The following is a 26,470-nucleotide window of genomic DNA, read 5'->3' as shown; positions in this document are numbered from 1 at the left end:
GCGACACTGCGGCCCGGGCATCCAGAACATACCGACTGGTCGGACTGGAGGGAAGGCCTCTCAGACGTACGACTTCAGCCAGCGCAGCTTGGTCGCCTCCTGGTAGGGGCCGCCGCCCTCGTGGTCGTTGAAGTCGTACACCTCGATCCGCTTGTCCTCGTGGGCCCAGGCGTTGAAGGCCGCGAAGACCGTCGAGGGCGGGCAGGTCTGGTCCTCCAGCGCCGCCGAGAAGAGCGCGGGGGTGCGGGCGCGGGCGGCGAAGTGGACGCCGTCGAAGTAGGCGAGGGTGCGCAGGGCGTCCGCGGACCGGCCGCGGTGGGTCTTGAGGAACAGGCCGATCTCGCGGTACGGGTGACGGTCCGTCAGGGTGGCCGCGCGCGGGTAGTCGCACAGGAAGGGGACGTCCGGGGCCGCCGCGACGACGTCCGGGACCAGGCCCGCGACGGCGATCGTGATGCCGCCGCCCTGGCTCGCGCCGAGGACGGCCGTACGGGAGGCGTCGGTCAGCGGATGGGAGCGGGCCGCCTCGACGGCGCGCACGGCATCCGTGAAGACGCGGCGGTAGTAGTAGTTCTCCGGCGCGTCGATGCCGCGCGTCATGAAACCGGGGTACGCGGGCGCCCCGCCCACCGGGTCCGCGGTGCCACCGCCGCCGCCCCACGCGCTGCCCTGGCCGCGCGTGTCCATCACGAAGTGCGCCCGCCCGGTCGACGCCCACAGCAGGTGCTCGTGGGGAAGGCCGCGTCCGCCGCCGTAACCGATGAACTCCACGACCAGCGGCAGCGGTTCGGCCGCCGCGGCGGGCAGCGTCAGCCAGCCCTTCACCGGGTGCCCGCCGAATCCCGCGAACGTCACGTCGTACACCCGCACCGTCGCCAGACCCGTGTCGACCGGCTCGAAGCGGGCGTCCAGGTCGTGCTCGTGGGCTTCCTGCAGCGTCTTGGACCAGAACGCGTCGAAGTCGTCGGGCTCGTCGGACGCGCTGCGGTACTCGTGGAGCTCGTCGAGGGGGAGGTCGAACAGGGCCATGTAGGACCGCCTTCGGGTAGGGACGTGCCGGATGATCACACCGTACGTGCGAGGTCGGACGACTCGCCAGGTCTCTCCCGGACCACGCCTCTACGATGACGCCATGTCGTCAGTCGTGGATCTGCTGGTCAAGGATGCCGGACTGCTGGTCGTCGACGGGGATCGGGAGATCCCCGGCGGCTGGCTGGCCGTGACGAACGGCCGGGTCGCGGCGGTGGGTCCGCCCGGGCGCGAGCCGGAGGCGCGTACGACCGTCTCCGCAGGTGGGCGGCTCGTAACCCCCGGACTGATCAACACGCACCACCACATCTACCAGAACCTCACCCGCTCCTACGCCCCCGCCGTGAACGGCACGCTCTTCGACTGGCTGACCACCCTCTACCCGCTGTGGTCCGCCCTCGACGAGGAGGCCGCCTACGTCTCGGCGTACGTCGGCATGGCCGAGCTGCTGATGGGCGGCTGCACCACGTCCTCCGACCACCTGTACGTCCACCCCCGCCCGAACCTCGTCGACGCCGAGATCCGCGCCGCCCGCGACATCGGCTTCCGCTTCCACGCCACGCGCGGTTCGATGACCCGGTCCGTCGAGGACGGCGGGCTGCCGCCGCGGAGCGTCACCCAGACCACGGACGAGGTCCTCGCCGACAGCGAGCGGCTGATCAAGGCGCATCACGACCCGGAGCCGGGCGCGCTGATCCGGGTCGCGCTCGCGCCCTGCTCGCCGTTCTCGGTGACCAAGGAGGTCATGACGGCCACCGCGGAACTCGCCGAGCGGTACGACGTACGCCTGCACACGCACCTCGCCGAGGACCACGACGAGGACGCGTACTGCCTTGAGACGTACGGCTGTCGGCCCGTCGAGTACTTCGAGGACTGCGGCTGGATGAGCGAGCGGACCTGGGTCGCCCACTGCATCTACCCCAACGACGACGAACTGCGCCGGCTCGCGGACGCGGGCGTCGGGGTGGCGCACTGCCCCAGCTCCAACATGCTGATCGGCGGCGGTACGGCCCGGGTGAAGGAGATGCGCGAGCTCGGGCTGCCCGTCGGCATCGGCTGCGACGGCTCCGCCTCCACCGACCACGCCTCGCTCTGGATGGAGACGCGGGGCGCCCTGCTGCTGGGCCGCTACCGCGGCGGCCCCGGCGCCATGACCGCCCGTGACGCCCTCGACCTCGCGACCCGCGGCTCGGCCCGCTGCCTCGGCCGCGCCGACGAACTGGGCCACCTGCGCCCCGGCGCCTGTGCCGACCTGGTCGTCTGGGACCTCCACGAGGTCGCCCTGGCGGGCGCACTCACCGACCCGGTCGAGTCCTGGCTCCGCTGCGGCCCGGCCCGCGCCTGGACGACGGTGGTGGGCGGCCGGGTACTGGTGGACCGAGCGGAACCGGTCCTGCCGGGACTGGCGGACGCGCTGCGGGACCATGGGCGGATCGCTCGGCGGATGCAGGGGGCCGAGTAGCGGGAGGGATCGACGGGACTGTCGGCGAACCGCGCTCACCGGACCGCGGTCGGACCGCGCTCGCCGGGACTGCTGTCGGACGTTGCTCGCGGGATCACCGGCAGGCTGTGCTCGGTGGCTCGGTGGCTCGGTGGCTCGGTGGCTCGGTGGCCCCGTCGTGGCTCCGCTCTGTCCGCCCGGTCGTCGTCACACCGTCCCCGCCGGCCCGCTGTCGGGCCCTCCCGCCTGCCTGCGTGTCCACAGGGGTTCTGTGCGGGTCCATTCCGTTTCCCACTCGGTCAGGCGGTGGCCGAGGGTGACGCGGTGGACGACGGCGTTGGCCAGAAGGACCACCGCCACCGTGCCGCCCGCCGCGCACGTGCCGATCGTGACCGCGTGCTGCCAGATCTGAGTCTGGCTTGGAGGTGGGGTGACCGTCCGGCCCTGGGCGTCGAGCCAGATGTCGACCGTGTCGCCGTGCCCGGTGCCCGCTGGGACACGTGCCCGGGTGGTGTGCGTGCCGGTGACCGGGTCCTTCCAGCGCACGTCCACCCGGAACGAGTGCTCACGTCCGCCCTGCACCGAGGGCAGCTGGTCGGGAGTCGTACCGATCACCTGGGCCCGCACCCGGTGCCTCTCGGCCCGTTCCGAGGCTGCGACGGCCCGTGCCTCGTCGTGCGCCCACCAGCCGACGAGCGCACCCACCAGGGGAGCACCCACGAACAGCAGGACGGCGGCGACCAGTGCCGTCCACGCCTCGACGACGTCCGACCGGCGCCGCAGCGGATTGCGCCGCCAGCGCCAGCCGCGCACCCGGGTTCGCATCTCGACCTCCTCGCCGTCACCGGAGCCGGAGGGGGCGTACCTTGTCAGGTCCGTATTGTCTCTCCGCACCGCGTTTGCGCGCGAGTGCCCGCAACAACCGGATACCCCACCCGCCGGAGATCGTTCACCGTGTTCCCGTGGTGGCACCGGAAAGTCAGCCGAAGCGCTCGATCCGGATCCGGTCCACGGGCTGCCCGGCGGCGACCAGCAGCCGCGACGCGTGCTCGGCGAAGGAGTTCGAGCCGCACACATAGGCCTCCCACCCACCCGGAGGCTGCTCGGCCAGGAGCGGCGCCACAAGTGCCGCGGTCATACGTCCCACCACCACACCCTCCGGCGCGCTCCGCGTGAACACGGGGGTCGTCTCCGCCCCGAACTCCCGCGCGTAGATGAGCTCCTCGGGACCGCGCGCCGACACCAGCAGACGCAGCGGTACGTCGAGCCCGCGCGCCCGGTGGTGCCGCACCATCGACATCAGCGGTACGACCCCGGAGCCCGCGCCGATCAGCAGCGCCGGCCGGTCGCCCGGCCAGGCGAAGAAGCCGCTCAGCGGACCGCGCACCTCGACCTCGTCACCGGGCCTGGCCACCGTATGGAACCACCCCGACACCTCACCGCCCTCGACATGGTCCAGGGTCAGCTCGATGTGCCCGGCGTCCTCGGGCGGGGACGCGATGGAGTAGTGCCGCTGGGCCGCGTAGCCGTCCGCGGCGGTCAGCCGCAGCATCAGATGCTGGCCCGGCAGATGCCCCGCCCAGTCGGGCACCGCGAACCGGAACGTCGAGGCGTGCGGCGTCTCGCGGCGGATCTCGGTGAGCCTGGCGGTCTGCCACACGGCTGCGGCCTGCTCGCTCACCGCGATCCGGCCGGGCACGGCGAAGCGGGTCGGGGGAGTGAAGGTCTCAGTCACCGGAGTACCGCTGCTCCTCCCACGGGTTGCCCCGCGCGTGATAGCCGTTCTGCTCCCAGAACCCCGGCTCGTCGTGGTCCAGCAGCCGGATGCCCGCGATCCACTTGGCGCTCTTCCAGAAGTACAGATGCGGCACCAGCAGCCGCGCCGGGCCACCGTGCTCGGGGTCCAGCGGCTTCCCCTCGTACTCGAACGCGATCCAGGCGCGCCCCCCGGTGAGATCGGCGAGCGGGAGGTTCGTGGTGTAGCCGGTGTGCGAGTAAGCGACGGCATGGGTGGCCGACACATGTGGCCGCACCACATTGAAGAACGCGTCCAACGACACGCCCCCGAACCGCACCCCGAACTTCGACCAGCTCGTCACACAGTGGATGTCGCCCCGGTACTCCGACACCGGCAGCGCGTGCGCCTGCTCCCAGTCCCAGCTGCGCGGCCGCTCCACGAGCCCGTCGACGCGGAAGCTCCAGTCGGCCGGCGTCAGCTCGGGAGTGACCTCCGCGGACAGGACGGGCCAGTCCTCGCCCGCGTCGTACTGGCCGGGCGGCAGCCCCGGGTCGTGGCCGCGGGTGCGCCCGGTGAAGCCTCGGGTGACGTTCATGCTTCAACCGTACGCTGCCGTCATCGGTGCTCCGTCCCTGGTCAGCACGGCGATCATTGCGGCCGTATGAACACTCTCACCCGTGGGGAATAGCCGATCGCCGATCTTCCTTGCCGACTGATGCCAGGCGTCAGCGAAGGAGAGTGGGAGCAATGCCGAAGGCCTACGTCTTCACCCGGTACGGCGGACCGGAGACCGAGGAACTCGTCGAGGTGGACCGGCCGGTGCCCGGCCCGGGCCAGGTGCTCGTCGAGGTGCGTGCCGCCGGAGTGAACCCGGTCGACTGGAAGCAGCGCACCGGCTACCGGCGGCCCGGCGAGAGCGGCGAGCGCGAGTTCCCGGTGGTGCTGGGCAACGAGGTCTCCGGAGTCGTCGTCGAGACCGGTGCCGACGTCGACGGGATCGCGGTCGGGGACGAGGTCTTCGGGAACACGCTGACCGGCGGCTACGCCGAGTACACCCTGCTGCCGACCGCCGTCACGGCCCGCAAGCCGTCCGCGCTCTCCTTCCGGGACGCCGCCACCCTCCCGGTCGCCGCGGCCACCGCCTACGACGGCATCCGCCAGCTCGACCTGCCCGCCGGCGCCACGGTCCTGGTCACCGGCGCGGGCGGCGGGGTCGGGATCGCGGCCGTGCAGATCGCCCGCGCCTTCGGGCTGCGCGTCGTGGGCGTCGCGAGCGAGGCCAAGAAGGACTTCGTCGAGCAGTACGGCGCGATCCACGTCCCGTCCGGCCCGGACCTCGCCGAGCGGGTGCGCGCGGCCGTCCCCGACGGTGTCGACGCCGTGTACGACCTGGTCGGCGGCGAGGTGCTCACCGAGGCCGCGAGCCTCCTCGACGACCGTACGAAACTGATCGCCGCCGGAGCGCCGGCCGAGGTCGTCGAGGAGCTCGGCGGGGCTCGGGTCGCCCGGGCCCGGACCGCCGCCGTGCTCGACGCGGTCGCCGAGCTGGTGGTGAAGGGTGATCTGGACCCGCATGTCACCCGGACCTTCCCGCTGGAGCGGGCCGGCGAGGCGCTGCGCACGGTCGAGGAGGGCCACGCCCGCGGCAAGATCGTGATCGAGGTCGCCGGATGAGCGGCATACTCGACAACCCCGCCCTGGCCTCCCTCACCGGCCCGCACGCGCACTTCGCGGAGCGCCGCGGCCGGGTGCTGCGCTACCCCGTCGACGTCTCGCCCTGGCTGGCGTTGCCCGACGAGCCGGACGCGGAGGACTGGGCGGACCTCGCGGCGCTCTGGGGCCCCGGCGCCGAGGTGCCGCTGCCCGGCTTCCGGGGCCGGGTCCCGGACGGCTGGGAGATCACCATGAAGATCGACGGCGTGCAGCTCGTCGACGACGGACTGGACGCCGCACCGGACCCGGAGGCCGTCCGCTTGGGCCCCGCGGACGTGCCCGAGATGCTGGACCTGGTCGCCCGCACCCGCCCCGGCCCGTTCGAGGCGCGCACCATCGAGCTCGGCACCTACCTGGGCATCCGCCGGGACGGCGCGCTGATCGCCATGGCGGGGGAGCGGCTGCACCCGCCCGGGTGGACCGAGATCAGCGCCGTCTGCACCGACTCCGCCTACCGCGGGGAGGGCCTCGCGACCCGGCTGATCCTGGCCGTCGCACACGGCATCCGGGAGCGCGGCGAGACGCCGTTCCTGCACACCGGCGCCGCCAACACCACCGCCATCCGCCTGTACGAGTCCCTCGGCTTCGCCCTGCGCCGCACCACCGTGTTCGGGGCGGCCCGGGCGCCCCAACACCTCCCGGACGGGAGGGCGTTGGCCGTCTCCTAGCCGTCGTCCTGCTGGGGCGTCCACGAGTTGTAGCGCACGAGGTAGTCGGCGAACCGTTCCAGATCGTCCTCGGCCCAGCCCGCGAGCCGCTCCCGGAAGGCCGCGCGCCGGCTGTCGGTCACCTGGGCGAGGATCCGGCGGCCCGGCTCGGTCAGATGCAGGACCTGGACGCGGTGGTCGTCCGGGTCCAGCCGCCGCTCGACCAGCCGGGCCCGCTCCAGCGCGGCCACCTGGCGGCTGACCGTCGACTTGTCGAGCGCGTAGTGCGCGGCCAGGTCGGTGGCCCGGCAGCCGCCGCTCTCCTCCAGGTGCCCGAGCAGGGTGTACGACACCAGGGACAGCTCGGGGTGCATGCGTCCCGCCGAGGCCCGGGCCCGGCGGGCGAAGACCGTCATCTCGCGCTGAATCGCCTCCACGGCCTCGTCCGCGTCCACCGGCACCTCCGTCGCTTGCTTGGTTGTACAGTACAACTTGAAGCGAGAGTTGTATAAGCCACCCATTGGGAGCTGCTGCTGTGCCTGGGCATGGGTCGGCTCCGGGCCCGCGCCCAAGGTGTTCACGCAGCCGGTCACGGACGACCCCACCGGACAGGGCCTGTTCTTCCCGCTGATCGCGCTGAGCACCGGCTCCTACGCCTCCGCACCGCGTGGAACGGCGCCGGTCGTCCGCGATGTGGCGGAGGCCGAGAAGGAGGCCGTCGGTGTCTGAGCGTTGGGGTAATGTGACCGGCGGCCGTGGATCGACCCGGTCGCCGGAGACCGAGGAGGTGAGACCCATTACCGCTGTGGCAGGTCGGGTGCTCTCACCTCGGATCGACGCGGATCACCGCCGGTAGGCGACCGCGAGAGCGCCCTTCGACTCCCCGAAAGGCTCTCGGCTTCCATGCCCCCATTCTCGCCCCCGTTCTCCCCGTCCGTACGTGACTCGGTCGTCGCCGCGCTGCGCGCCGCCGGCTGCGTCTTCGCCGAGGACGAGGCCGGGTTGATCCTGGCCGCCGCCCGCACCCCGCAGGAACTGTCCGGCCTGGTCGACCGCCGGGTCTCCGGCCTCCCGCTCGAACTCGTCCTCGGCTGGGCCGAGTTCCGCGGCCTGCGGATCACGGTGGAACCCGGCGTCTTCGTCCCCCGCCGCCGTACCGAGTTCCTCGTCGAACAGGCCCTCGCCCAGGCCCCGCGGGCGTCCGTCGTGGTCGACCTGTGCTGCGGCTCGGGCGCCGTCGGCACCGCTCTCGCCACCGCGCTCGGCGACGTCGAGCTGCACGCCGCCGACATCGACCCGGCCGCGGTGCGCTGCGCCCGCCGCAATGTCGCCGGCGTCGGCGGCCACGTCCACGCGGGCGACCTGTACGAGGCCCTGCCGGCCGACCTGCGCGGCCGTATCGACATCCTGGCGGCCAATGTGCCCTACGTCCCCACCGGCGAGGTCGCCCTGCTGCCGGCCGAGGCCCGCGACCACGAGCCGCTCGTCGCCCTCGACGGCGGCGGCGACGGTCTCGACGTCCTGCGCCGAGTCGCGGTAGAGGCGCCGCGCTGGCTGGCGCCGGGAGGCTGTCTGCTGGTCGAGACGAGCGCGGCGCAGGCCCCGGCGGCCGTCGAGGCCTTCACCGGCAGTGGTCTGACGGCGCGTCTCGCGACCGACGACGAGCGGTACGCGAACGTGGTGATCGGCGTCAGGCCGTAACGCGCCCGGCCCTCACGTCGTCGCGCCGCTCCCCGAAGGGCTCGGCGACAGGCTGGCCGGCGGTGAGGGCATCCGCCAGTCCCGCGGGCCGTGGCCCGGGAAGCCGCCGCCCGGGCCCCTGTCGCCCTGACCCTTGCCGTCGAGGGTCCCGGAGAGCACCCGGGTCGCCGTCCTTGTGCCGCTGTCCGAGCGGGTGCCGACCAGGAAGACGGTCTCGTCCTTCTTCAGGTCACCGGAGCCGGTGCTCTTCGTGCCGTCCTGCAGCACGGCCGTGTCGGAGTTCACGGTCCATGTCCACTCGGCGCCGTCCTCGCTCTTGACCGTGACCTGGTCGCCGGACACCTTCTCGACGGTGCCGCGCTGCCAGACCCGTACCACCCACTTGCCGGTGTCCTGGTCCTTGACGGTCGACTCGCCGTGCACGCCCATGCCGCCGAAGTCGAACCACCGTCCGCCGTGCCCGCCCTCGGGCCCGCTCGGGGACGGCGACGCCGACCCGGACGCGGAGGGCGTGGCGCCGGTGGCCGAACCGGTGCTGGTCGCGGCGTAGGCGACCGTGCCGCCCAGTGCCAGCACGGCGACCGTGGCCGCCGCGATGACCGCCCGCGACCGCGCGGAGCGTTTCCGCCACACCCTGTCCCAGGCGGGCTCCTGCGCCCGCTCGGGGCCGCCCGGACCGGTCATCACTTCCCAGTCCGGCGTGGTCTCGCCATGTACCTGGTCCGGCTCGTCCGTCACGGCTCGCTCCCATCGGCCACAGCACCCGGCATCGCATCCCCATGCCATGCCTTGCTGTGATTGTGCGATGGCGGGAATAAGGGGCAGGTAATCAATACCTGTGAGAACCGGGCCTGCGGGCCCGGTCGTTGGGGAACCTCACGGTCGTTGGGGAATCTCAACCCGCCTTCTGCACGCGGGCGATGAGCAGCGCCACGTCGTCGGAGTTGTCCGGCTGGTGCAGGGTGCGCAGCAGCAGGTCGCAGACCTCCTCCAGCGGCCGGTCGGGGCCGTCCAGCAGGGCGAGCAGCGCGTCCAGGCGTTCGTCGAGCGGGTGCTGGCGGGTCTCCACCAGACCGTCGGTGTAGAAGACCAGGCGGTCGCCGGGTTCCAGGTCGACCGTGGTGGTGGAGAAGGCGACGCCGCCGACGCCCAGCGGGGCTCCCGTGGGCAGTTCGAGCAGCTCCGGCGGGTGCCCGGCGCGCAGCCGGGCCGGCGGCAGATGGCCGGCGTTGGCGATCCTGCACTGCCACAGCTCGGGGTCGTGGACGGCGTACACACAGGTCGCGATGGAGTGGTCCAGGCCCTCGGTGATGCGGTCCAGGTGCTCCAGGAGCCGCGCCGGGTCGAGGTCGAGGGAGGCCAGCGTGTTCGTCGCGGTGCGCAGCCGGCCCATCGTGGCGGCCGCGTTGATGCCGCTGCCCATCACGTCGCCCACCACCAGCGCCGTCTTGCCGTCGTCCAGCGGGATCACGTCGAACCAGTCGCCGCCGACCTCGCTGGTTGCGCCCGCCGGCTGATAGCGGGAGGCGACCTCCAGACCGCCGGTGACCGGCGGATGGCTGGGCAGCAGGCTGCGCTGGAGGGTGAGGGCGGTGTCGCGGGCGTTCTGGTACCAGCGGGCGTTGTCGATCTGCACCGCCGCCCGGGCCGCCAGTTCCCGGGCGAGCAGCAGGTCGTCCTCGCCGAAGGGCAGCGGGTTGCGGATGCGCTTGAGATCGAGGGCGCCCAGCACCTCGCCGCGCGCGATCAGGGGTACGGCCAGATAGGAGTGGACGCCCGCCTCGGCCAGCAGCTCGGCCGCCTCCGGGGAGCGGGCGATGCGGGGCAGGTCGGCGGGCCGGACCTCGGCCACCATGACCGGCCGGCCCGTGCGCACGCACTCGGTGACCAGGCGGTCCGGGCCGTACCGGGCCACCTGCCCGGGCGGATCGGCCGCGCGCAGCGCCTCCGGGGCGTCGTCGGCCTCGACGGCCAGGGCCCGGATCACCGCCGACTCGGAGGGGCCCAGGCTGCTGCGTCTGCCTTCCACCACGGCTTCCAGGAGGTCCACGGCGGCGATGTCGGCGAGCTCCGGCACGGCCACGTCGGCCAGTTCGCGGGCGGTGCGGTCCAGCTCCAGCGTGGTGCCTATCCGGGCCGAGGCGTCCGCGATCAGCGCCAGCCGCCGGCGCGCGGCCTCGGCCTCTATGCCCGCCCGGTGCTGCTCGGTGACGTCGACGACCGAGCCCGCGAGGCCCAGGACGGTTCCGGTGGCGTCCTCCAGCCGGTACAGCGAGATCAGCCAGGCGCGCTCGTCCTCCGGGGCGGCCGGCGTCCACCCGACCGTCTTGTGGTCGACGACGGGCCGGCCGGTCTCCAGCACTCGGCGCATGGCCGTCTCGATGGCGTCGACGTCGAGGAGCGGCAGGACCTCGCGGACGGAGCGGCCGATGTGCTCGGCGGCGGGCACCCCGTTGAGCCGCTCCAGTGCCGGATTGACCGACACGTACCGCAGTTCGGTGTCGAAGACGGCGAGGCCGACCGGGGACTGCGTGATGACCTGCGTGGACAGCGCCACGTCCCGCTCCAGCCGCCGTACCGTCGAACGGTCGGCGCACAGCCCCAGCGCGTACACGTCGCCGTGGTCGTCCAGCAGCCGCATGTTGCGGAACTCCACCAGGCGCGTGCTGCCGTCCTTGCGCCGGATGGGGAAGGCCCCGGCCCAGCTCTGGCCGGTGAGCATGACGTCGGCGAAGAGTTTGACCACCAGGTCCAGGTGTTCCTCGTGGACCATGATCCGGGCCGCGTACTGGCCGAGCGCCTCCTGCGCCGGATAGCCGAACAGCTCCTCGGCCTGCGGGCTCCACAGCACGACGTGCCCACGGGCGTCCAGGACCACCGAGGCCACCCCCAGCACGTCGAGCAGTCCGCTCGGCCGCACCGACTCCGGGCCCTCGTCCACCGGAAACCCAGGTGCACTCATTCCACGCACCGCCTTCGCCCGTTCGCGCGGCACGCCGTCCCCCGTGCCGACTCCCCATGTTCTACCGCGTTCAACCGTCCCTGTGACGCCCCCGTCGCCCACCTCCACCATCCCTCAACACACGCGGGAGCGTCCCCTTCGGCGGGGACGACAGTACCCGGCACCGACCGTCGCCGAGCCGAAAGCCCCCGTTAGCCTGTTGGTCTGTACATGACCACGCTGGCGGGCCAGACTGTCCGCCGAGCACGCCCCGCGCCCACCCCCGCCATGGAGGAGCCCTCCCATGCCCCTGCGCGCCCGGCAACGTTGTCAGGCAGCTCTCACGGCTGCCCTCGCCCTCGCCGCCGCCGCGGTCCTGTCGGCCGCCCCGCCCGCCTCCGCGGCCGACACCTGGACCGAGGTCGGCTCCGACCGCGCCGACCCGCTGACCGAGAGCCAGGGTCTGACCTCGGTCGAGGTACCGGCGAACAGCGCCAACCGGTACACCGGCATCGGCACCATCCCGGTCAGTGTCTCCAGCCGCGGCTGGAACCACGTCGGCGACCCCGACGAGTCCTACGACGGCTATTACGTCGAGCCGTACCAGGCGGACTCCGGCACCGCCAAGATGTACCGGGCCCAGGCCCCCGACGGCACCTGGTCGGAGTACGTCCACACGCTCGCCTCCGGCGAGGCCCTCAACAACTCCTGGGACGCGATCTCGCCCGACAGCCAGTACATGCTCTCCGGCGAGTACGGCACGATGACCCGCTTCCTGGTCTTCCCGACGCCGGGTGCCAACAAGAGCACCTCGCCGTCCGCGAACCTCCCGCTGGCCTCCGTCGTCAACCTGGACCACGCCGTGCGCGACGTCCAGGGCTGCGACTTCACCAGCGCGACCACGCTGCTGTGCTCCTCGGACGACCCGGACGGCAGCCTCTTCGGCTACACCAAGCCGCTGCTCCAGATCGACCTGTCCGCCCAGCCCGGCACCGCGAACGTCACCGGGCATGTCACCGCGCTGCGCCAGCTCCCGCTGCGCAGTTCCTGCTCGGGCACCTTCGAGGCGGAGGGCATCGACTACGACCGCCGTACCGGCACCCTGCGCGTGATCGTGGTCTCGCCCGGCTTCTGCGTGCTGACGGACAGCAAGACGTACCGCTTCACCAAGAGCTGAGCTCTCGCTGGTCCCGGACGGACTGTGGTGCTTTTCTGGGGATGTGGCGCGGTTCGCGGGGAACCCGCACGGCTGCGCCCACCCCAGGAGAGGAGCGATCACGATGGACCGTGAGCGACTGCACGACGAGTCCGTCTCCCTCGAGATCAGCGGATGCAGCAAGGAGGACGCGCGGATCGTGTTCGACACGCTGTGCGCGTGCTTCGAGTCCGACCGCGGTGCCGACGAGGTGCCGCAACAGCTTCATGAGACACGGCCGATGGTGTGGCTCGGCACGTTCGAGGTGACCGACGCGCACAGCTGCCCGGCGCCGGCCCGCCTGTCGTCCTCGGTGGAGGCCGACGCGCAGGGCGGTTACTGGGCGATCGAACGGCTGCGCGCGACCCTGGACTCGATGTTCACGGTGCGTGACCTTTCGTCGGCGTCCGGAGACCAGGAGCGGGAGCTGCACGTGGTCCTCGAGAGTCGCTGATCACAGAGTCGGGCCCTCGTTGTGCAACTAGTTGCATAAAACGTTCGCGGTCCTCTACAACAGAGGCACGACACCGCGACGGAGGGCCCGATGAGCCGCTACCCCCATCTGCTGAACCCGCTCGACCTGGGCTTCACCACGCTGCCCAACCGCGTCCTCATGGGCTCGATGCACGTGGGCCTGGAGGAGGCCGAGCGCGGCTTCGAGCGCATGGCGGAGTTCTACGCCGCCCGGGCGCGCGGCGGAGTGGGCCTGATCGTCACCGGCGGCATCGCCCCCAACGAGGCGGGACGGCCGTACGACGGCGGTGCGAAGCTGACCACCGACGCCGAGGCCGAGCAGCACGCGGTGATCACCGAGGCGGTGCACCGCGCGGGCGGACGCATAGCCATGCAGATCCTGCACTTCGGGCGGTACGCCTACCACCAGGAGCTGGTCGCGCCGAGCCCGCTGCAGGCGCCGATCAGCCCCTTCCCGCCGCGCGAACTCACCGACGACGAGGTCGAGCGGACCATCGACGACTACGCCCGCGCCGCCCGCCTCGCCCGGCAGGCCGGCTACGACGGTGTGGAGATCATGGGCTCCGAGGGCTACCTCATCAACGAGTTCATCGCCGCGCAGACCAACCGGCGCACCGACCGCTGGGGCGGATCGTACGAGAATCGGATGCGCTTCCCCGTCGAGATCGTGCGGCGGGTGCGCGAGGCCGTCGGCGAGGACTTCATCATCATCTACCGGCTGTCCATGCTGGACCTGGTCCCGGGCGGTTCCACCCTCGACGAGGTGATCACGCTCGCCAAGGCCGTCGAGGCGGCCGGTGCCACCATCATCAACACCGGCATCGGCTGGCACGAGGCCCGCATCCCCACCATCGCCACCTCCGTGCCGCGCGGCGCCTACACCTGGGTGACGAAACGACTCATGGGCGAGGTGTCGGTCCCGCTCGTCACCACCAACCGCATCAACACCCCCGAACTGGCCGAGGAGTTGCTCGCCGAGGGGTACGCGGACATGGTCTCCATGGCCCGCCCGATGCTCGCCGACCCCGACTTCGTCGCCAAGGCCGCTGACGGGAGGCCCGAGGCCATCAACACCTGCATCGGCTGCAACCAGGCCTGCCTCGACCACACCTTCAGCGGGAAGATCACCTCCTGCCTGGTCAACCCGCGCGCCTGCCACGAGACCGAACTCGTGCTCTCCGCGACCCGGTTGAAGAAGCGCGTCGCCGTCGTCGGCGCCGGACCGGCCGGCCTCGCCTGCGCCGTGACGGCCGCCGAACGCGGCCACGAGGTGACCCTCTTCGACGCCGCGAGCGAGATCGGCGGCCAGCTCAACGTCGCCCGCAAGGTCCCGGGCAAGCAGGAGTTCGACGAGACGCTCCGCTACTTCCGCCACCAGCTCACCGCCCACGGCGTCGACGTACGCCTCAACACCCCTGTCGAGGCAGGTGACTTGGCGGACTTCGACGAGGTGGTCGTCGCCACCGGCGTCACCCCCCGCACCCCCGACATCCCCGGCGTCGACCACCCGAGCGTCGTCGGCTACCTGGACGTGCTGCGCGACAACGCCCCCGTCGGCGACCGCGTGGCCGTCCTCGGCGCGGGCGGCATCGGCTTCGACGTCGCCGAGTTCCTCACCGACGGCGGCGACAAGGCGAGCGAGGACCCGGCGACGTACTTCCGGCAGTGGGGCGTCGACATGGACTACGCGGCGCCGGGCGGACTCGCCACGCCCGAGCGGACCGCCCCGCCGCGCACCGTCCACCTGCTCCAGCGCAAGACCAGCAAGGTCGGCGCCGGCCTCGGCAAGACCACGGGCTGGATCCACCGCACCGAGCTCAAGCACCGCGGCGTCACCATGGTCCCGGGCGTCCGCTACGACCTCATCGACGACGCCGGGCTGCACGTCACGGTCGGCGAGGAGTCCATGGTCCTGCCCGTCGACACGATCGTGCTGTGCACCGGGCAGGAGCCGCGCCGCGACCTGTACGAGGAACTGCTCGCCGCCGGCCGCAGCGCGCACCTGATCGGCGGCGCCGACGTGGCCGCCGAACTGGACGCCAAGCGGGCCATCAAGCAGGGCACCGAGGTCGCGGCGGCCCTCTAGGGGCGCTCCCTAGGATGACTCCATGTCACTCCCGCACGCGATCCTGACCGCCCTGCTCGAAAAGCCGTCCTCGGGGCTGGAGCTGACCCGCCGGTTCGACAGGTCGATCGGCTACTTCTGGTCGGCGACGCATCAGCAGATCTATCGCGAGCTGGGAAAACTGGAGGCCGAGGGGCACATCCGGGCGCTGCCGAGCGAGCAGCCGGCCCGCGGGCAGAAGAAGAGCTACGAGGTCCTGCCCGCGGGCCGCGCCGAACTGGCCCGCTGGACCGCCGCGTCCCAGGACCCCAAGCCGCACCGCGACCCCCTGCTGCTGCGGATGCGCGCCTCGGCCGTCGTGGGCACCGACGGCATCGAGGCCGACCTGCGCCGTCATCTCGCCCTGCACCGTGAGCAGTTGGCGGAGTACGAGGAGATCGAGAAGCGCGACTTCCCGCCCGGCAGGGACACTCCCCAGGACCGGCTGAGGCACCTCGTGCTGCGGGCCGGCATCGATCTGGAGACCTTCTGGACGCAGTGGCTCACGCACGCGCTGGAGGAGTTCGGCGAACTCCCCGACACCGGTCCGGCGTGAGTCCCGCGGTGGTCAGAGCCGGTACGGCTTGGCGCGGCGGCGCAGGTACCAGCCCGTCGCGATGACGCCCGTACCGACCAGGGCGCTGCCCACCGCCAGGGTGAGCGGACCGTAGTCCCGTACGGCGCCGCCGAGACCGCCCATGACGCCGAGCGAAGGCGAGGAGGTCGCGGAGATCGTCGGGGTGGAGGCGGCCGAGACGATGACCGACTGGCTGCCCGCGGTGGTGTTGTTGGAGGCGCACATGACCACGACGGTGTAGGTGCCGGGGCTCACGCCCTGCCAGGCGGCCGTCTGGAGACTGGTCGTCCCCGACAGGGCGACCTGCCGGCCCTGGGCGAAGTTCGCCTGACTGCTGCCCAGCAGTGAGGCGGTGCCCCACATGCCGCTGGAGCTGGTCTGGTTGCACACCGTGGTGGTCACCGACACGGTCGAGCCACTGGTGCTGACGGAGATCCCCGTGCCCAGGGCCGCGGCGGGGGTGGCTGCCAGGGCGACCGGAAGCGCGGCGGCCGCCACGGCCAGGCCGGAGCGGAGGAGAAGCGGTGAGTTGCGCATGGGACTGCCCTCCGGCGGCACGGTCGGCGGTACATCCCTAGCGCCGCCGAGGATCGGGAGACGCCCGTGCTGCCTCAGGGGAAGCCAACGTGCCCCCGGCCCGCCGCGCATGCGGGCGACGGCCGGGCAGGTGACGGATTACTTCGTCCGGCCCACAGGAGCGCGCTCAGCCCGTGGTCACCGTCCGCTCGGCGGTGAAGCCGCCCCAGGTCCCGTCGGGCAGCTTCGCCCGGATCCGCACCCGGTGGGTCTCACCCGCTTCCCGGCCGACGTAGAAGGAGTACGTCGCCCGGTCGCGCGGCGCGTTCCCGCCGTACACCAGCGAGGTGGCCGGCTGCCCGTCCAGGCGGATCTGGTACTCGGCGATCACGCCGTCCGCGCGGGGCGGGATCCAGGCGAGGTCGAGGTAGTAGGCCCCGTCGGCGCGGTGGGTCGTCGCACGGAAGCCGGTGGGCGCGGTGGCGCGGCCGTCGTCGGTGCCGGGGGTGGTGAGCCGGACGGTGGCGCCGGGCGGCGAGACGTTGTCGGCGGCGTCGCGGGCCCGGACGGTGAAGGCGTAGCGGGTGCCCGGCCGCAGCCTGGTCACCACGGTCGCCGTCTGGGCCCCGCCCACGCTGTGGATCTTCGAGCCGCCCTGGTAGACGTCGTACGACACCACGCCCGTGTCGTCGGTCGCGGCGGACCAGGACAGCTGCACCGCCCGGCTGCCGACCACCCGGCCCCGGGCCCCGCCCGGCACGGTCGGCGCCCGGCCGTCCGCCGCGACGGCCGCGGGTGTCGTCGCGCGCACCTCGCGGCCGGGCGGGCCGAGCCGCCCGGCGGTGTCCCGCGCCCGCACGGTGAAGACGTACCCGGTGGACGGCCTGAGCCTGCTGACGTCCACCATGTGCTCGGAAGCGGGCACGTCCTCGACCTTCGTACGGCCGCGGTACACCTCGTACACCTCGACGGGCGGCTCGGCCGTCACGGCGTTCCACATCACGTGCACGCTGGTGGAACTGCCCGCGGCGGCCGTGACGCCCGCGGGCGCGGCCGGCACGCGGCCCTCGTCGGCCTCGCTCCGCCCGCAGGCCCCGAGCAGGGCCACGGCCGTGCACAGCGCGAGGGATCGGTGCAGGAGAACGGCGGCACGGCGCACGGCTCTGCCTCCCCGGACGGCGCGATGCAATGGTCCGGACCAATATGGCGCGGTCGGCGGGACCGCATCAAGAGGGCGGCCGGGACCGGAGGCCGTTGGTGACCGCGCGCGGGAGTTACGTATGCTGAAGCTCCTCACGGCCGAACTCTCCATGAGGGCTCGGGAGTTCATGCCGGTGGCGCGGGCCGCTGTCGTCGCTGTTCCCGCGCCGTGACGCGGGCGGCCGGGCGGCCGGAGCCGACACCGGCTCAGGTCCCCGGCCCCTGCGCGCAGTTCGGACGGACCCCTCCGAGGCGCGGGCGTGCACCGTCCGGACCCCCTGCGGTGGCCGCATGATCGAAACGACACCAGATTGGGCTGAGTGTCCGTCAGTGTCCCCCAGGAGAGGGTCCCTTATCGTGCGTGTCCCGTCGCTGACGCTGGCCGTGGCCTGCGCCGCCCTGCTCGCCCCCGCCCTGCTGCCCGCCGCCGACTTCCGCTTCGACGAGGAGCCCGTGGCCTGGCGCGAGGGCGACGTCCGTGCCGCCGACCTGCTGGCCAAGGTGCGTGACTGCGTCCAGATCTCCCGCGGCCGCTACCGCAGCGACGACGGGAAGCCCGCGAACATCCCGGTCTGCGGCACCCGGGACGCCGTCTTCTGGAAGGCCGACCTGGACATCGACTGCGACGGGCAGACGGGCCCGCGCTGTAACCGCCGCAGCGACCCGCTGTTCTCCCCGCTCACCGCCTACCAGCAGACCGACGGCCGCTATCTGAGCGCCGAACGCCTGCCGTACATCGTCGTGCCGGCCGCGAGCGGCATCTGGAACCACCGCGCCCACGGCGTGCACGGCGGCGCGGTCGCCGCGGTCGTCTACCGGGACCGGGTGCAGTACGCGGTCGTCGGCGACATCGGCCCGCACGACATCATCGGCGAGGCGTCCTACGCCACCGCCAAGGGCCTGGGCATCACCCCGGACCCGCGCGGCGGCGGCACGCCCTCCGGTGTCACCTACATCGTCTTCAGGGACTCGCAGGTCAAGCCGATCGAGGACCACGCAGCCGCCGTCGCGACCGGACAGCGGCTGGCGCGGATGTTCGTGAACGGCAAGTAGGGCGCCTCAGACCGCCGACCAGCCGTCGTCGACGGCCAGGACCACGCCGTTGATGTTGCTCGCCGCGTCCGAGGCGAGGAACAGGATGGCGGCGGCCTGCTCCTCGGGCTGGGCGAGGCGGCCCACGTTGACGAAGTGCGGGCCCAGGGCGGCCGGGCCGTGCGCGCCCTGGTCGGCGTCCACGGTGATGTTGGTCGCGGTGCCGCCGGGGGCGATGGCGTTCGCGCGGATGCCCTGCTTGCGGTACATCACGGCCAGGTTCTTGGTCAGCCCCACCACGCCGTGCTTCGAGGCCGTGTAGGCGGCACCCGCCGCGCTTCCCCGCAGGCCGGCCTCGGAGGCGGTGTTCACGATGGCGCCCCGGCCCGCCTCCAGCATGTGCGGCAGCACCGCCCGGGTGAGCAGGAACGGGGCGGTGAGGTTGACCCGTATCACCCGCTCCCACTCGTCGTCGGCCACGTCCGCCAGCGCCGACATGCGGTCCATGATCCCGGCGTTGTTCACCAGCACGTCGACGCCGCCGAAGGTGTCCACGGCGGTGCGCACCACCGCGTCCACCACGGCCTGCTCGCTCAGGTCGCCGACGGCCGCGACCGCCGTGCCGCCCGCCTGCTCGATCTCGGCGACGACTTTCTCGGCGCCCTCCGCGTTCAGGTCCGCGATCACGACCCGGGCGCCCTGGGCGGCGAAGGCCAGTGCGGCGGCGCGGCCGATGCCCGAGCCCGCTCCGGTGACGATCACGCTGCGTCCGTCGAATCCGCCGGCCATGTGGTGCTCCTGTTCCTGTGGTTCCTGTTCGATCACCACCCTACGACTTAATGTCTCCTAGTGACATAAAGTCTTGGTGGAGAATTCCGGAGGAGTGATCACCCGAGCCGGAGGACCGCATGACCGCCGCCCGCGGACGCACTGGACGACCGCCCCTGACCGACGAACGCAAGGCCGAGATCCGGCTGGACATCGCCCGGGCCGCGGTGGACCTGTTCGTCACCCAGGGCGTCGCGGCGACCACAGGTGAGCAGATCGGACAGGCGGTCGGGGTCTCGGCCCGGACCGTGTGGCGCTACTTTCCCAGCAAGGAGGCGTGTGTACGGCCGCTGTTCACGGCCGGCATCGACCTGCTCGCCGCGCGGCTGCGGGAGTGGCGGCAGGGGCAGCCGCTGGAGGAGGCCTTCGAGGGGGAGATCACGTCGGACCTGCGGATCGTCGCCGGCCCCGACCGGGCCACCGTCGGGGCCCTGGTCCGCCTGACCCGCACGGAACCAGGCCTGCGCGCCATCTGGCTCCAGACGTACGACGAGGCCGAGCCGGCCTTCGCCCGCGCCCTCGCCGAGCGCGCCGGACTCCCCGCCGACGACCTGCGGCCCGCCATCCAGGCGGCGATGTTCAACGCGGCCCTGCGCGCGGCCGTCGAGCACTACGCCTGGAGCAGCGCCGACACGGACCTGGACCGCACGGCGGCGGAGGCCGAGCTGACACGGACGATGCGCGCGGCCTTCGCCGCCGTGGCAGCCGGCCTCGGCTGAAAGCCCGGCTCACACCTTCCGGTACGTGTACGCCTCCGCTGCCGCCGCTTCCACCGCCGCGAGGTCGGCGCCCGTCGACGCCGTGACGACCGCGGCCACCGCGCCCTCCACGAACGGCGCGTCCACCAGACGTGTGCCCGCGGGGAGTTCGTCGCCCTCCGCGAGCAGGGCCTTCACCGTGAGGACGGCGCTGCCGAGGTCGGTGAGGACGGCGACACCCGCGCCCCGGTCCACGGACGCGGCAGCCGCGGCGATCAGCTCCGCACTGGTGCCGAGCTCGCCGCCCTCGGTGCCGCCCGCAGGCGCGACGGGCACGGCGGTGCCGCCGCCCGCCAGGCCCTTCGCCAACTCGGCGACGGACGCGGCCACTTCGGCGCTGTGCGAGACCAGGACGATGCCGACCAGCTTGTCGTCACTCACCGCTCGCTCCGCTCGCTTCCCGGAGCCCCGCGATGAGCAGCGCCGACGAGGTGGCGCCCGGGTCCTGGTGACCGATGCTCCGCTCACCCAGATAGCTCGCCCGCCCCTTGCGGGCCTGCAGCGGGGTCGTCGCGAGCGCACCCTCCTCCGCGGCGGAGCCGGCCGCGGCGAAACCGTCGCCGAGCGCGTCCACGGCCGGTACCAGCGCGTCGATCATCGTCTTGTCGCCCGGCGCCGCACCCCCGAGCGCCATGACCGCGTCCACCCCGGCCCGCAGCGCCCCGGCGAACTCCTCCTCGCTCACCTCGGCGGCGTCCCCGAGCGCCTTGCCGGTCCGGCGCAGCAGCGTGCCGTACAGCGGCCCCGACGCGCCGCCGACCGTCGAGATCAGCTGCCGTCCGGCCAGCGTCAGCACCGCGCCCGGGGTGTCCGGTGCCTCCTTCTCCAGCGCCGCGGCCACCGCCCGGAACCCGCGCTGCAGATTGCTGCCGTGATCGGCGTCCCCGATGGGGGAGTCGAGGGCGGTGAGCCGTTCCGCCTCACGGTCGACGGACGCGGCGGTGGCCGTCATCCAACGGCGGAAGAAGTCGGCGTCGAGCACTGGATCTCCTTGCGTGGTAGGTACGTTGACACGCTTGCCCGCTGTCCTACATCCCCCAGCGCAGGCCCGGCGTCTTCACCGGCGCGTCCCACAGCCTGAGCAGCTCCTCGTCGATCTGGCACAGGGTGACCGAGGCGCCCGCCATGTCGAGCGAGGTGACGTAGTTGCCGACCAGGGTGCGGGCGACGGCGACCCCGCGGGCGGTGAGCACGCGCTGCACCTCGGCGTTGAACCCGTACAGCTCAAGCAGCGGTGTCGCGCCCATCCCGTTGACCAGGACCAGGACCGGGTTGCGCGGCGGCATGTCCTCCAGGATCGCGTTCACCGCGAACTCGGCGATCTCGCCCGAGGTCATCATCGCGCGCCGCTCCCGGCCGGGCTCGCCGTGGATGCCGATGCCCAACTCCAGCTCGCCGGGCGGCAGATCGAAGGTGGGGCTGCCCTTGGCGGGGGTGGTGCAGGCGCTGAGGGCGACGCCGAAGCTGCGGGAGTTCTCGTTGACCTGCCGGGCGACCGACTGGACCCGCTCCAGCGGCTGCCCCTCGTCCGCCGCCGCGCCGGCGATCTTCTCCACGAACAGCGTCGCCCCGGTGCCACGCCGGCCGGCCGTGTACAGGCTGTCCGTGACCGCCACGTCGTCGTTGACCAGCACCTTGGCGACCTGGATGCCCTCGTCCTCGGCGAGCTCGGCCGCCATGTCGAAGTTCAGCACGTCACCCGTGTAGTTCTTCACGATGAACAGCACACCGGCCCCGCTGTCCACGGCCGCCGCGGCCCGCACCATCTGGTCGGGGACCGGCGAGGTGAAGACCTCGCCCGGGCAGGCCGCCGAGAGCATGCCGGGGCCCACGAATCCGCCGTGCAGGGGCTCGTGCCCGGAGCCGCCGCCGGAGACCAGGGCGACCTTTCCGGCCACGGGGGCGTCCCGTCGTACGACCACCCGGTTGTCCACGTCGACGGTCAGCTCGGGATGGGCGGCCGCCATGCCGCGCAGCGCGTCGGTGACCACGGTTTCCGGAACGTTGATCAACATCTTCATGGGTTCCTCCTGGTGAGACGCGCGTCCGGTCCGGGCCCGTATACCCCGGCCACAGTCGGCAGTATCCGCGTTCGGGCGGCGCAGGTCACGTGTCCGGAGGATCCCGGGCGTGCTACGGCGACGCGTTCAGCTGGTCTTGTGCCCCCATCGCGGGCCGACCGTGTCCCATTCCCGGCCCCACCGGTCCTCCCGGCGCCGGTCCAGCCTCCAGCGTGCCGCGGCGCCCGCCCCGGCCGCCAGACCGGTCGCGGCGAGCGCGGCGCTCGCGCCCAGGAACGCCGCTTCGAGGGCCGCCCCCGCCGGGCTCGGCGGCGCGGTGGTCAGCTCGCCCTTCGCGTTGGTCCAGACCTCCATCCGCGCTCCGGCCTTCGGTGAGGCGCTCACCACGGTCGTGTCGGTACGGGCCGATCCGTCGGGCCGCGTCCAGCGGACGGTCACCAGGGACCGGTAGCCGCGCGCCGCGGACTGCGCGGCATCGGAGACGACGACGGCCTGTACGGGCGTCCGCTCGGCGCGCTGCTGCGTGAAGACGTCGTCGGCGGCACGGGCCGTCACCGCGCCGGCGAGCGTCCCGCCCACCGCGACGACCGCCCACACGGCCAGTACGAGCCACGCCTCGAGAACGTCGTCGCGGCGGCGCAGCGGATTGGCCCGCCACCGCCACAGCCATTGCTTGGTCCGCCTGCCAGTACGCATGGGTCCGCTCCGTCTCGTAGTCACTGCGACCAACGTGACGGCTGCGGCTGCGCGGGGGCATGGGCCGGACAGGGGGAGCCGTGGGGCCGACCGGGACCAAGTCGGGGCCGAGCATGGGCCGTTCAACCCCCTCGGCCGGGCGGCGCGCGTCCCGGTCGTGCGCGGTGTGCCTGACCGGCCGCCCATGAGGGACCATCGGCCCCTCTCCAGGCCGTCCGAGCGGGCCCACGCTCGAAGGCATCCGTACCCGTTCCGAAACCAGTGCGGGAGGGAGGGCACCATGCGATCCACGCCTCTCGACGCCGAGACCCTGGAAAGCTGCGTCGCCGCCGCCGTGGCCGCGCCGTCGTTCTTCAACACCCAGCCGTGGCGCTTCCGGCTGAACCCCGAGGACGTCGAGTTCGAGGTGCGTGCGGACCCGGAGCGGAGCCTGCGCCACGCGGATCCCGTCGGCCGCGCCCTGCACCTGTCGGTGGGCGCGTCCGTCTTCAACCTCCGCGTCGCGGTGGTCCACTTCGGCTGGACGCCCGTCGTACGGCTGCTTCCGCGCCCCGGGGAGCCGGGGCTGCTCGCCACCCTGCGGCTGACCGGATCCGCCGGCCGGCACACCGCGCAGCACCGCGGCGACCTGTATCCGGCGCTCTGGCGCCGACACAGCAGCAGGTTCCCGTTCTCCGACCGGCCGGTCGCGTCACCGGCACGTGCCGAACTCGCCGAGGCCGCGCACGCGGAAGGTGCCACGCTCGGTTTCCTGGACGGGGCCGAGACCGCTCGTCTGCTCCGGCTCACCGCGGAAGCCGAGCATCGCAACCGCGTCGACTCCGACCGCGGCACGGAGAGCCGCCGCTGGGTGCACCGGGACGCGGACGACACGCACGACGTGGGCCTGCCGTGGACCGCACTCGGCCCGCAGGACGCGCGGGAACGCATTCCCATGCGGGACTTCACCGCCGCGCGCCACGCGGAGCGGCTGTCGGCCCAGGACTTCGAGACCACCCCGGTCATCGCGCTGCTCCGGACCGAGCACGACCGCCGTACGGACTGGCTGCGCGCGGGAGAGGCGCTCGAACACGTCCTGCTGGTGGCCACGGCCCTCGGTCTGCGCGCGTCCCTGCTGCACCAGCCGATGGAGTGGCCCGACCTGCGCCGAGACGTGAGCCCGGACCCCGAGCACACCGGCCATGCCCAGATGCTGATCCGCCTGGGTTACGGCCCCGAGGGCCCCGTCACCCCACGGCGCGCGGCCGGTTCCCTGCTCGACGCGGAGGCGCAGCGGCGCTGACCGGAACCGTCCCCGGCGGGTCCGGTCAGCCGGCCGCGACACCGACGGCGTCCTGCCGGCGGGCACCGAAGAGATCGGCGGGCAGATCCGGGTGGATCTCGAAGACGCCGGCGAGGCGGGCGGGCCGCAGGACGCGCATGAGGCGATCACGGTCGGCGACCAGCCGGAGCCTGCCCTGCCGGCCCCGCACGCGGTTGTGCGCCTGGCACAGCAGCCGCAGACCGCTGCAGTCGATGAAGGTCACGGGACGCAGATCCAGCACCAGATCGGGACACGCCCCCGCGGTGAGGGCGTCGATGCGCACGGACAACGGCAACGCCGTGAGGATGTCGATCTCGCCGCGCAGTTCCACGACGGTTGCATCTCCGACGGTGCGTTCCGTGTGGCAGGACGCGGTCGTGGTGCGGTTCTCGGCCATACGCAGATCAAAACCCGGCGCCGGACCCGGTGGAAGGGCCGGTCGGCCCTGCGCCGGGGACCGGGCGGGGCCGGGCGGCCCGCTGCGGGCACGGACACCGCCCCGAGGGGTCACTCTCCGGCGGGGCGGGACCCATGGCCCCGTTCCCCGGCCGGCTTTCCGCCGGAGCCTGAAAGGTGGGCTCTTTGCGGGCTCGGCCCCGTCCGGACACGACCGGAGGGAAACACAGGAGGGACCATCGCCATGACTTCCCAGCACGTGGCCGTCGGAGTGGACGGCTCGCTCATCTCCGTACGGGCCCTCGACTGGGCGGCGCAGGAGGCCGAGCGCCGCGGTGCCGCCCTGCGGATCGTCCACGCCGTCTCCGACCTGGACGAGGCCGGCCCGGTGCTGGCCTCGGCCGTCGCGCGGACCGGCGCCCGGCACCCCGGTCTGCCCGTCGAGAGCGCGGCCGTCGCGGGCGGTGCGGTGGAGGCCCTGGCGCACGAGAGCGAGGACGCGGTCCTCACCGTCGTGGGCAACCGCGGCCTCGGCGGGGTCACCGGAACGCTGTTCGGGTCGGTGAGCCTGCGGCTGGCCGCGCACACGCACGGTCCGCTGCTCGTCGTGCGCGGCGACCACCACTGCGACAAGGGCCGCGAGGTGGTGCTGGGCCTGGAGAGCGACACCGACGCGGACGCGGCGGCCTACGCCTTCCAGGAGGCGGAGCGGCGCGAGGCCAAGCTGCGTGTCCTGCACTCCTGGGCCCACCGCCACGTCGGCCCCGAGCTGCCGTCGATGCTTCCCGCGACCAGCCCCGGTCAGCGGGAACTCGCCCAGCGCGACGCCACCGAGTCGGCCGTGCCGCGCTTCGCCATGGCCGAGCTGCGCGAGCGGCATCCCCTGGTCGGGGTCGAGTCGCGCACGGTGCGGACCTCGCCGGCGCACGCGCTGCTGGAGGCCACCCGTGAGGCCGGCGTCGTCGTCATCGGCGTCCACCGCCGCACGGACGGACACGGCCTGCGCCCGGGCTCGGTCGTGCACGCCCTGCTGCACCGCTCGCACTGCCCGGTGATCCTCGTGCCGGCCGTCTGACAGGGGACTCGACCCGCCGCCCCGACGGCTGAACAGGCCCTTGCGGCAGGGACGTTCGGCCCAGCACGGCGGGCCGCGCAGCCCCTGCGACCGGCGCCGCCGGAGCGGGACATTGAAACCACAACGAGAGTCGTCAACCCGCGCATCACCCCTAGAGAGGGATGAGCACCATGGCAGTCCACGACCAGCCGCACCGTCACGTGCGGTTCCACCTTCCGTCCCTGCACCGGTCCGAGACGGCCCGGCACTCCGGGGACGAGGCCGGCACGCTGACCCTCACGGCCACCAGCGCCCACGTCCTCGCCGGGCTCCGGGTGCTGACCGGGTTCGTCTTCCTGTGGGCCTTCCTCGACAAGACCTTCGGCTTCGGCTACGCCACCCCGTCCGGCAAGGGCTGGATCGACGGCGGTTCGCCCACCAAGGGCTTCCTCGGCTCGGTGGCCGCCGGCCCCATGGAGTCCACCTTCCACGACTGGGCCGGGGCCGGCTGGGCGGACTGGCTGTTCATGCTCGGCCTGCTCGGCATCGGCGTCGCCCTGATCGCGGGCATCGGCCTGCGGATCGCGGCCGTCGCGGGCACCGCGATGATGGCGCTGATGTGGATCGCCGAGTGGCCGCCCGCCAAGCACCTGTCCGACGGCTCGCTGAGCATGTCGACCAACCCGTTCACCGACTACCACGTCATCTACGCCGTCGTCCTCATCGCCCTCGCGGCCGCGGGCGCCGGCGCCACCTGGGGCCTGGGCAAGGCCTGGGCGCGACTGCCCTTCGTCAGCCGCAACCGCTGGCTCCTCTGACCTCGGCAGTCCCGAACGTCCCGCACAGGGGCACCGCTTCGGCGGTGCCCCTCCTTTTGCGCGCCGCTCGGATATACCCCGGTGGGTACCCGGGCAGGGACCATCGACCCCTGACCTCTCGTCACCACACGCACGACAGTGGCTTTATGAGCAAACACATCGTGGTTCTCGGGGGCGGAACGGCCGGTACCGTGACGGCCAACCGCCTGTGTCGCCGGTACGGCGAGGACGCGTACCGGATCACGGTCGTCGACCAGGACGACGATCACCTCTACCAGCCGGGCCTGC

29 protein-coding genes are annotated in these 26,470 nt (G+C 72.8%); 14 read left to right on the top strand and 15 right to left on the bottom strand.

Going from position 1 to position 26,470, the window contains the following annotated elements; genetic code table 11:
* Window positions 1-60: 60 nt before the first annotated feature.
* Window positions 61-1,029 carry an acetylxylan esterase gene (locus MQP27_RS50385; RefSeq protein ID WP_242779302.1) on the bottom strand — a complete coding sequence of 323 codons (969 nt, stop codon included), beginning with the start codon at window positions 1,027-1,029 and terminating at the stop codon, window positions 61-63.
* Window positions 1,030-1,132: 103 nt separating this feature from the next.
* On the opposite strand from MQP27_RS50385, the gene MQP27_RS50380 reads away from it, so the two are divergent.
* On the top strand, window positions 1,133-2,491 hold the full coding sequence (locus tag MQP27_RS50380) for an 8-oxoguanine deaminase (protein WP_242779299.1): 1,359 nt from the start codon (window positions 1,133-1,135) through the stop codon (window positions 2,489-2,491).
* Window positions 2,492-2,677: 186 nt separating this feature from the next.
* Here the strand turns inward: MQP27_RS50380 and MQP27_RS50375 are convergent, their stop codons facing one another.
* The 3 genes from MQP27_RS50375 to MQP27_RS50365 form a co-directional block, all read right to left on the bottom strand.
* Entirely contained in the window at window positions 2,678-3,295 is a 618-nt protein-coding gene (locus MQP27_RS50375; protein WP_242779296.1) for an Rv1733c family protein, read from the bottom strand.
* Between the two features lie 154 nt (window positions 3,296-3,449).
* Entirely contained in the window at window positions 3,450-4,205 is a 756-nt protein-coding gene (locus MQP27_RS50370; RefSeq protein WP_242779293.1) for a ferredoxin reductase, read from the bottom strand.
* Window positions 4,198-4,803, bottom strand: a complete 606-nt coding sequence (locus MQP27_RS50365) for a sulfite oxidase-like oxidoreductase (RefSeq protein ID WP_242779290.1) — start codon at window positions 4,801-4,803, stop codon at window positions 4,198-4,200. Before MQP27_RS50365 ends, MQP27_RS50370 begins: the two co-directional genes overlap by 8 nt.
* 152 nt (window positions 4,804-4,955) lie before the next feature.
* Here MQP27_RS50365 and MQP27_RS50360 point away from each other — a divergent pair, with 152 nt between their 5' ends.
* Window positions 4,956-5,882, top strand: coding sequence for an NADP-dependent oxidoreductase (locus MQP27_RS50360; protein WP_242779287.1), 927 nt, complete (start codon window positions 4,956-4,958; stop codon window positions 5,880-5,882).
* Entirely contained in the window at window positions 5,879-6,589 is a 711-nt protein-coding gene (locus MQP27_RS50355; RefSeq protein WP_242779284.1) for a GNAT family N-acetyltransferase, read from the top strand. The genes MQP27_RS50360 and MQP27_RS50355 overlap by 4 nt, the downstream gene beginning before the upstream one ends.
* Here MQP27_RS50355 and MQP27_RS50350 read toward each other — a convergent pair.
* Complete coding sequence (locus MQP27_RS50350) at window positions 6,586-7,023, bottom strand: MarR family winged helix-turn-helix transcriptional regulator (protein ID WP_242779281.1); 438 nt, start codon at window positions 7,021-7,023, stop codon at window positions 6,586-6,588. The genes MQP27_RS50355 and MQP27_RS50350 overlap by 4 nt on opposite strands.
* A 118-nt stretch (window positions 7,024-7,141) precedes the next feature.
* Between MQP27_RS50350 and MQP27_RS50345 the strand changes: the two genes are divergently transcribed.
* Window positions 7,142-7,297 carry a hypothetical protein gene (locus MQP27_RS50345; protein WP_242779278.1) on the top strand — a complete coding sequence of 52 codons (156 nt, stop codon included), beginning with the start codon at window positions 7,142-7,144 and terminating at the stop codon, window positions 7,295-7,297.
* A 174-nt stretch (window positions 7,298-7,471) separates the two neighbouring features.
* Window positions 7,472-8,269: a putative protein N(5)-glutamine methyltransferase gene (locus MQP27_RS50340; protein WP_242779275.1), complete on the top strand. Its 798-nt coding sequence runs from the start codon at window positions 7,472-7,474 to the stop codon at window positions 8,267-8,269.
* Window positions 8,270-8,281: 12 nt separating this feature from the next.
* Here the strand turns inward: MQP27_RS50340 and MQP27_RS50335 are convergent, their stop codons facing one another.
* Entirely contained in the window at window positions 8,282-9,007 is a 726-nt protein-coding gene (locus tag MQP27_RS50335) for a hypothetical protein (RefSeq protein WP_242779272.1), read from the bottom strand.
* 157 nt (window positions 9,008-9,164) lie between these two features.
* The gene (locus MQP27_RS50330; protein ID WP_242779269.1) at window positions 9,165-11,231 is read right to left on the bottom strand and encodes a SpoIIE family protein phosphatase; all 2,067 of its coding nucleotides are present in this window, start codon (window positions 11,229-11,231) and stop codon (window positions 9,165-9,167) included.
* 283 nt (window positions 11,232-11,514) lie between these two features.
* Here MQP27_RS50330 and MQP27_RS50325 point away from each other — a divergent pair, with 283 nt between their 5' ends.
* The 4 genes from MQP27_RS50325 (at window position 11,515) to MQP27_RS50310 (ending at window position 15,539) form a co-directional block, all read left to right on the top strand.
* The gene (locus MQP27_RS50325; protein ID WP_242779266.1) at window positions 11,515-12,387 is read left to right on the top strand and encodes a hypothetical protein; all 873 of its coding nucleotides are present in this window, start codon (window positions 11,515-11,517) and stop codon (window positions 12,385-12,387) included.
* Between the two features lie 103 nt (window positions 12,388-12,490).
* A complete protein-coding gene (locus MQP27_RS50320) occupies window positions 12,491-12,859 on the top strand; it encodes a hypothetical protein (RefSeq protein WP_242779263.1) in 369 nt (122 codons plus the stop codon).
* Between the two features lie 90 nt (window positions 12,860-12,949).
* Window positions 12,950-14,965 (top strand): NADPH-dependent 2,4-dienoyl-CoA reductase, encoded by a 2,016-nt coding sequence (locus MQP27_RS50315; protein ID WP_242779260.1) that lies wholly within the window; start codon window positions 12,950-12,952, stop codon window positions 14,963-14,965.
* Window positions 14,966-14,987: 22 nt separating this feature from the next.
* Window positions 14,988-15,539, top strand: coding sequence for a PadR family transcriptional regulator (locus MQP27_RS50310; RefSeq protein WP_242779257.1), 552 nt, complete (start codon window positions 14,988-14,990; stop codon window positions 15,537-15,539).
* 12 nt (window positions 15,540-15,551) lie between these two features.
* Here the strand turns inward: MQP27_RS50310 and MQP27_RS50305 are convergent, their stop codons facing one another.
* Together MQP27_RS50305 and MQP27_RS50300 are read right to left on the bottom strand one after the other, a co-directional pair.
* Window positions 15,552-16,097: a hypothetical protein gene (locus MQP27_RS50305; RefSeq protein ID WP_242779254.1), complete on the bottom strand. Its 546-nt coding sequence runs from the start codon at window positions 16,095-16,097 to the stop codon at window positions 15,552-15,554.
* Window positions 16,098-16,263: 166 nt separating this feature from the next.
* A complete protein-coding gene (locus MQP27_RS50300) occupies window positions 16,264-17,235 on the bottom strand; it encodes a fibronectin type III domain-containing protein (RefSeq protein WP_242779251.1) in 972 nt (323 codons plus the stop codon).
* A gap of 398 nt (window positions 17,236-17,633) precedes the next feature.
* Here MQP27_RS50300 and MQP27_RS50295 point away from each other — a divergent pair, with 398 nt between their 5' ends.
* Window positions 17,634-18,329 carry a glycoside hydrolase family 75 protein gene (locus MQP27_RS50295; protein WP_242779248.1) on the top strand — a complete coding sequence of 232 codons (696 nt, stop codon included), beginning with the start codon at window positions 17,634-17,636 and terminating at the stop codon, window positions 18,327-18,329.
* Between the two features lie 6 nt (window positions 18,330-18,335).
* Here MQP27_RS50295 and MQP27_RS50290 read toward each other — a convergent pair whose 3' ends face one another.
* Entirely contained in the window at window positions 18,336-19,097 is a 762-nt protein-coding gene (locus tag MQP27_RS50290; RefSeq protein ID WP_242779245.1) for an SDR family NAD(P)-dependent oxidoreductase, read from the bottom strand.
* 119 nt (window positions 19,098-19,216) lie between these two features.
* Between MQP27_RS50290 and MQP27_RS50285 the strand changes: the two genes are divergently transcribed.
* Entirely contained in the window at window positions 19,217-19,855 is a 639-nt protein-coding gene (locus MQP27_RS50285) for a TetR/AcrR family transcriptional regulator (RefSeq protein ID WP_242779242.1), read from the top strand.
* A gap of 9 nt (window positions 19,856-19,864) precedes the next feature.
* Here MQP27_RS50285 and MQP27_RS50280 read toward each other — a convergent pair whose 3' ends face one another.
* From MQP27_RS50280 to MQP27_RS50265, 4 genes are all read right to left on the bottom strand, one after another.
* Window positions 19,865-20,275: a PTS-dependent dihydroxyacetone kinase phosphotransferase subunit DhaM gene (locus MQP27_RS50280; protein ID WP_242779239.1), complete on the bottom strand. Its 411-nt coding sequence runs from the start codon at window positions 20,273-20,275 to the stop codon at window positions 19,865-19,867.
* Window positions 20,268-20,876, bottom strand: coding sequence for a dihydroxyacetone kinase subunit DhaL (gene dhaL, locus MQP27_RS50275; RefSeq protein WP_242779236.1), 609 nt, complete (start codon window positions 20,874-20,876; stop codon window positions 20,268-20,270). The genes MQP27_RS50280 and dhaL overlap by 8 nt, the downstream gene beginning before the upstream one ends.
* Before the next feature lie 46 nt (window positions 20,877-20,922).
* Window positions 20,923-21,915, bottom strand: coding sequence for a dihydroxyacetone kinase subunit DhaK (gene dhaK / locus MQP27_RS50270; RefSeq protein ID WP_242779232.1), 993 nt, complete (start codon window positions 21,913-21,915; stop codon window positions 20,923-20,925).
* 126 nt (window positions 21,916-22,041) lie between these two features.
* Window positions 22,042-22,611, bottom strand: a complete 570-nt coding sequence (locus tag MQP27_RS50265; RefSeq protein WP_242779229.1) for an Rv1733c family protein — start codon at window positions 22,609-22,611, stop codon at window positions 22,042-22,044.
* A 280-nt stretch (window positions 22,612-22,891) separates the two neighbouring features.
* On the opposite strand from MQP27_RS50265, the gene MQP27_RS50260 reads away from it, so the two are divergent.
* Window positions 22,892-23,893 (top strand): Acg family FMN-binding oxidoreductase, encoded by a 1,002-nt coding sequence (locus tag MQP27_RS50260; protein ID WP_242779226.1) that lies wholly within the window; start codon window positions 22,892-22,894, stop codon window positions 23,891-23,893.
* Between the two features lie 25 nt (window positions 23,894-23,918).
* On the opposite strand, the gene MQP27_RS50255 is transcribed toward MQP27_RS50260, so the two are convergent.
* On the bottom strand, window positions 23,919-24,311 hold the full coding sequence (locus MQP27_RS50255) for an STAS domain-containing protein (protein ID WP_242779223.1): 393 nt from the start codon (window positions 24,309-24,311) through the stop codon (window positions 23,919-23,921).
* Window positions 24,312-24,554: 243 nt separating this feature from the next.
* Between MQP27_RS50255 and MQP27_RS50250 the strand changes: the two genes are divergently transcribed.
* Together MQP27_RS50250 and MQP27_RS50245 are read left to right on the top strand one after the other, a co-directional pair.
* The gene (locus tag MQP27_RS50250) at window positions 24,555-25,385 is read left to right on the top strand and encodes a universal stress protein (protein WP_242779221.1); all 831 of its coding nucleotides are present in this window, start codon (window positions 24,555-24,557) and stop codon (window positions 25,383-25,385) included.
* Window positions 25,386-25,555: 170 nt separating this feature from the next.
* The gene (locus tag MQP27_RS50245; RefSeq protein WP_242779216.1) at window positions 25,556-26,182 is read left to right on the top strand and encodes a DoxX family membrane protein; all 627 of its coding nucleotides are present in this window, start codon (window positions 25,556-25,558) and stop codon (window positions 26,180-26,182) included.
* The last annotated feature ends 288 nt before the right edge of the window (window positions 26,183-26,470 follow it).

Source organism: Streptomyces cylindrosporus, assembly GCF_022698165.1.
GTDB classification, from domain to species: Bacteria; Actinomycetota; Actinomycetes; order Streptomycetales; family Streptomycetaceae; genus Streptomyces; species Streptomyces cylindrosporus.
Note: the sequence above shows the minus strand (reverse complement) of the source record. Positions and strands in the feature narration are given on the sequence as shown.

Coding starts and splice junctions, on each gene's coding strand:
- MQP27_RS50385 (WP_242779302.1), bottom strand. CDS start 1,029: ATGGCCCTGTTCGACCTCCCCCTCGACGAGCTCCACGAGTACCGCAGC.
- MQP27_RS50380 (WP_242779299.1), top strand. CDS start 1,133: ATGTCGTCAGTCGTGGATCTGCTGGTCAAGGATGCCGGACTGCTGGTC.
- MQP27_RS50375 (WP_242779296.1), bottom strand. CDS start 3,295: ATGCGAACCCGGGTGCGCGGCTGGCGCTGGCGGCGCAATCCGCTGCGG.
- MQP27_RS50365 (WP_242779290.1), bottom strand. CDS start 4,803: ATGAACGTCACCCGAGGCTTCACCGGGCGCACCCGCGGCCACGACCCG.
- MQP27_RS50360 (WP_242779287.1), top strand. CDS start 4,956: ATGCCGAAGGCCTACGTCTTCACCCGGTACGGCGGACCGGAGACCGAG.
- MQP27_RS50355 (WP_242779284.1), top strand. CDS start 5,879: ATGAGCGGCATACTCGACAACCCCGCCCTGGCCTCCCTCACCGGCCCG.
- MQP27_RS50340 (WP_242779275.1), top strand. CDS start 7,472: ATGCCCCCATTCTCGCCCCCGTTCTCCCCGTCCGTACGTGACTCGGTC.
- MQP27_RS50330 (WP_242779269.1), bottom strand. CDS start 11,231: ATGAGTGCACCTGGGTTTCCGGTGGACGAGGGCCCGGAGTCGGTGCGG.
- MQP27_RS50325 (WP_242779266.1), top strand. CDS start 11,515: ATGCCCCTGCGCGCCCGGCAACGTTGTCAGGCAGCTCTCACGGCTGCC.
- MQP27_RS50320 (WP_242779263.1), top strand. CDS start 12,491: ATGGACCGTGAGCGACTGCACGACGAGTCCGTCTCCCTCGAGATCAGC.
- MQP27_RS50315 (WP_242779260.1), top strand. CDS start 12,950: ATGAGCCGCTACCCCCATCTGCTGAACCCGCTCGACCTGGGCTTCACC.
- MQP27_RS50310 (WP_242779257.1), top strand. CDS start 14,988: ATGTCACTCCCGCACGCGATCCTGACCGCCCTGCTCGAAAAGCCGTCC.
- MQP27_RS50305 (WP_242779254.1), bottom strand. CDS start 16,097: ATGCGCAACTCACCGCTTCTCCTCCGCTCCGGCCTGGCCGTGGCGGCC.
- MQP27_RS50290 (WP_242779245.1), bottom strand. CDS start 19,097: ATGGCCGGCGGATTCGACGGACGCAGCGTGATCGTCACCGGAGCGGGC.
- MQP27_RS50285 (WP_242779242.1), top strand. CDS start 19,217: ATGACCGCCGCCCGCGGACGCACTGGACGACCGCCCCTGACCGACGAA.
- dhaK (WP_242779232.1), bottom strand. CDS start 21,915: ATGAAGATGTTGATCAACGTTCCGGAAACCGTGGTCACCGACGCGCTG.
- MQP27_RS50265 (WP_242779229.1), bottom strand. CDS start 22,611: ATGCGTACTGGCAGGCGGACCAAGCAATGGCTGTGGCGGTGGCGGGCC.
- MQP27_RS50260 (WP_242779226.1), top strand. CDS start 22,892: ATGCGATCCACGCCTCTCGACGCCGAGACCCTGGAAAGCTGCGTCGCC.
- MQP27_RS50255 (WP_242779223.1), bottom strand. CDS start 24,311: ATGGCCGAGAACCGCACCACGACCGCGTCCTGCCACACGGAACGCACC.
- MQP27_RS50250 (WP_242779221.1), top strand. CDS start 24,555: ATGACTTCCCAGCACGTGGCCGTCGGAGTGGACGGCTCGCTCATCTCC.
- MQP27_RS50245 (WP_242779216.1), top strand. CDS start 25,556: ATGGCAGTCCACGACCAGCCGCACCGTCACGTGCGGTTCCACCTTCCG.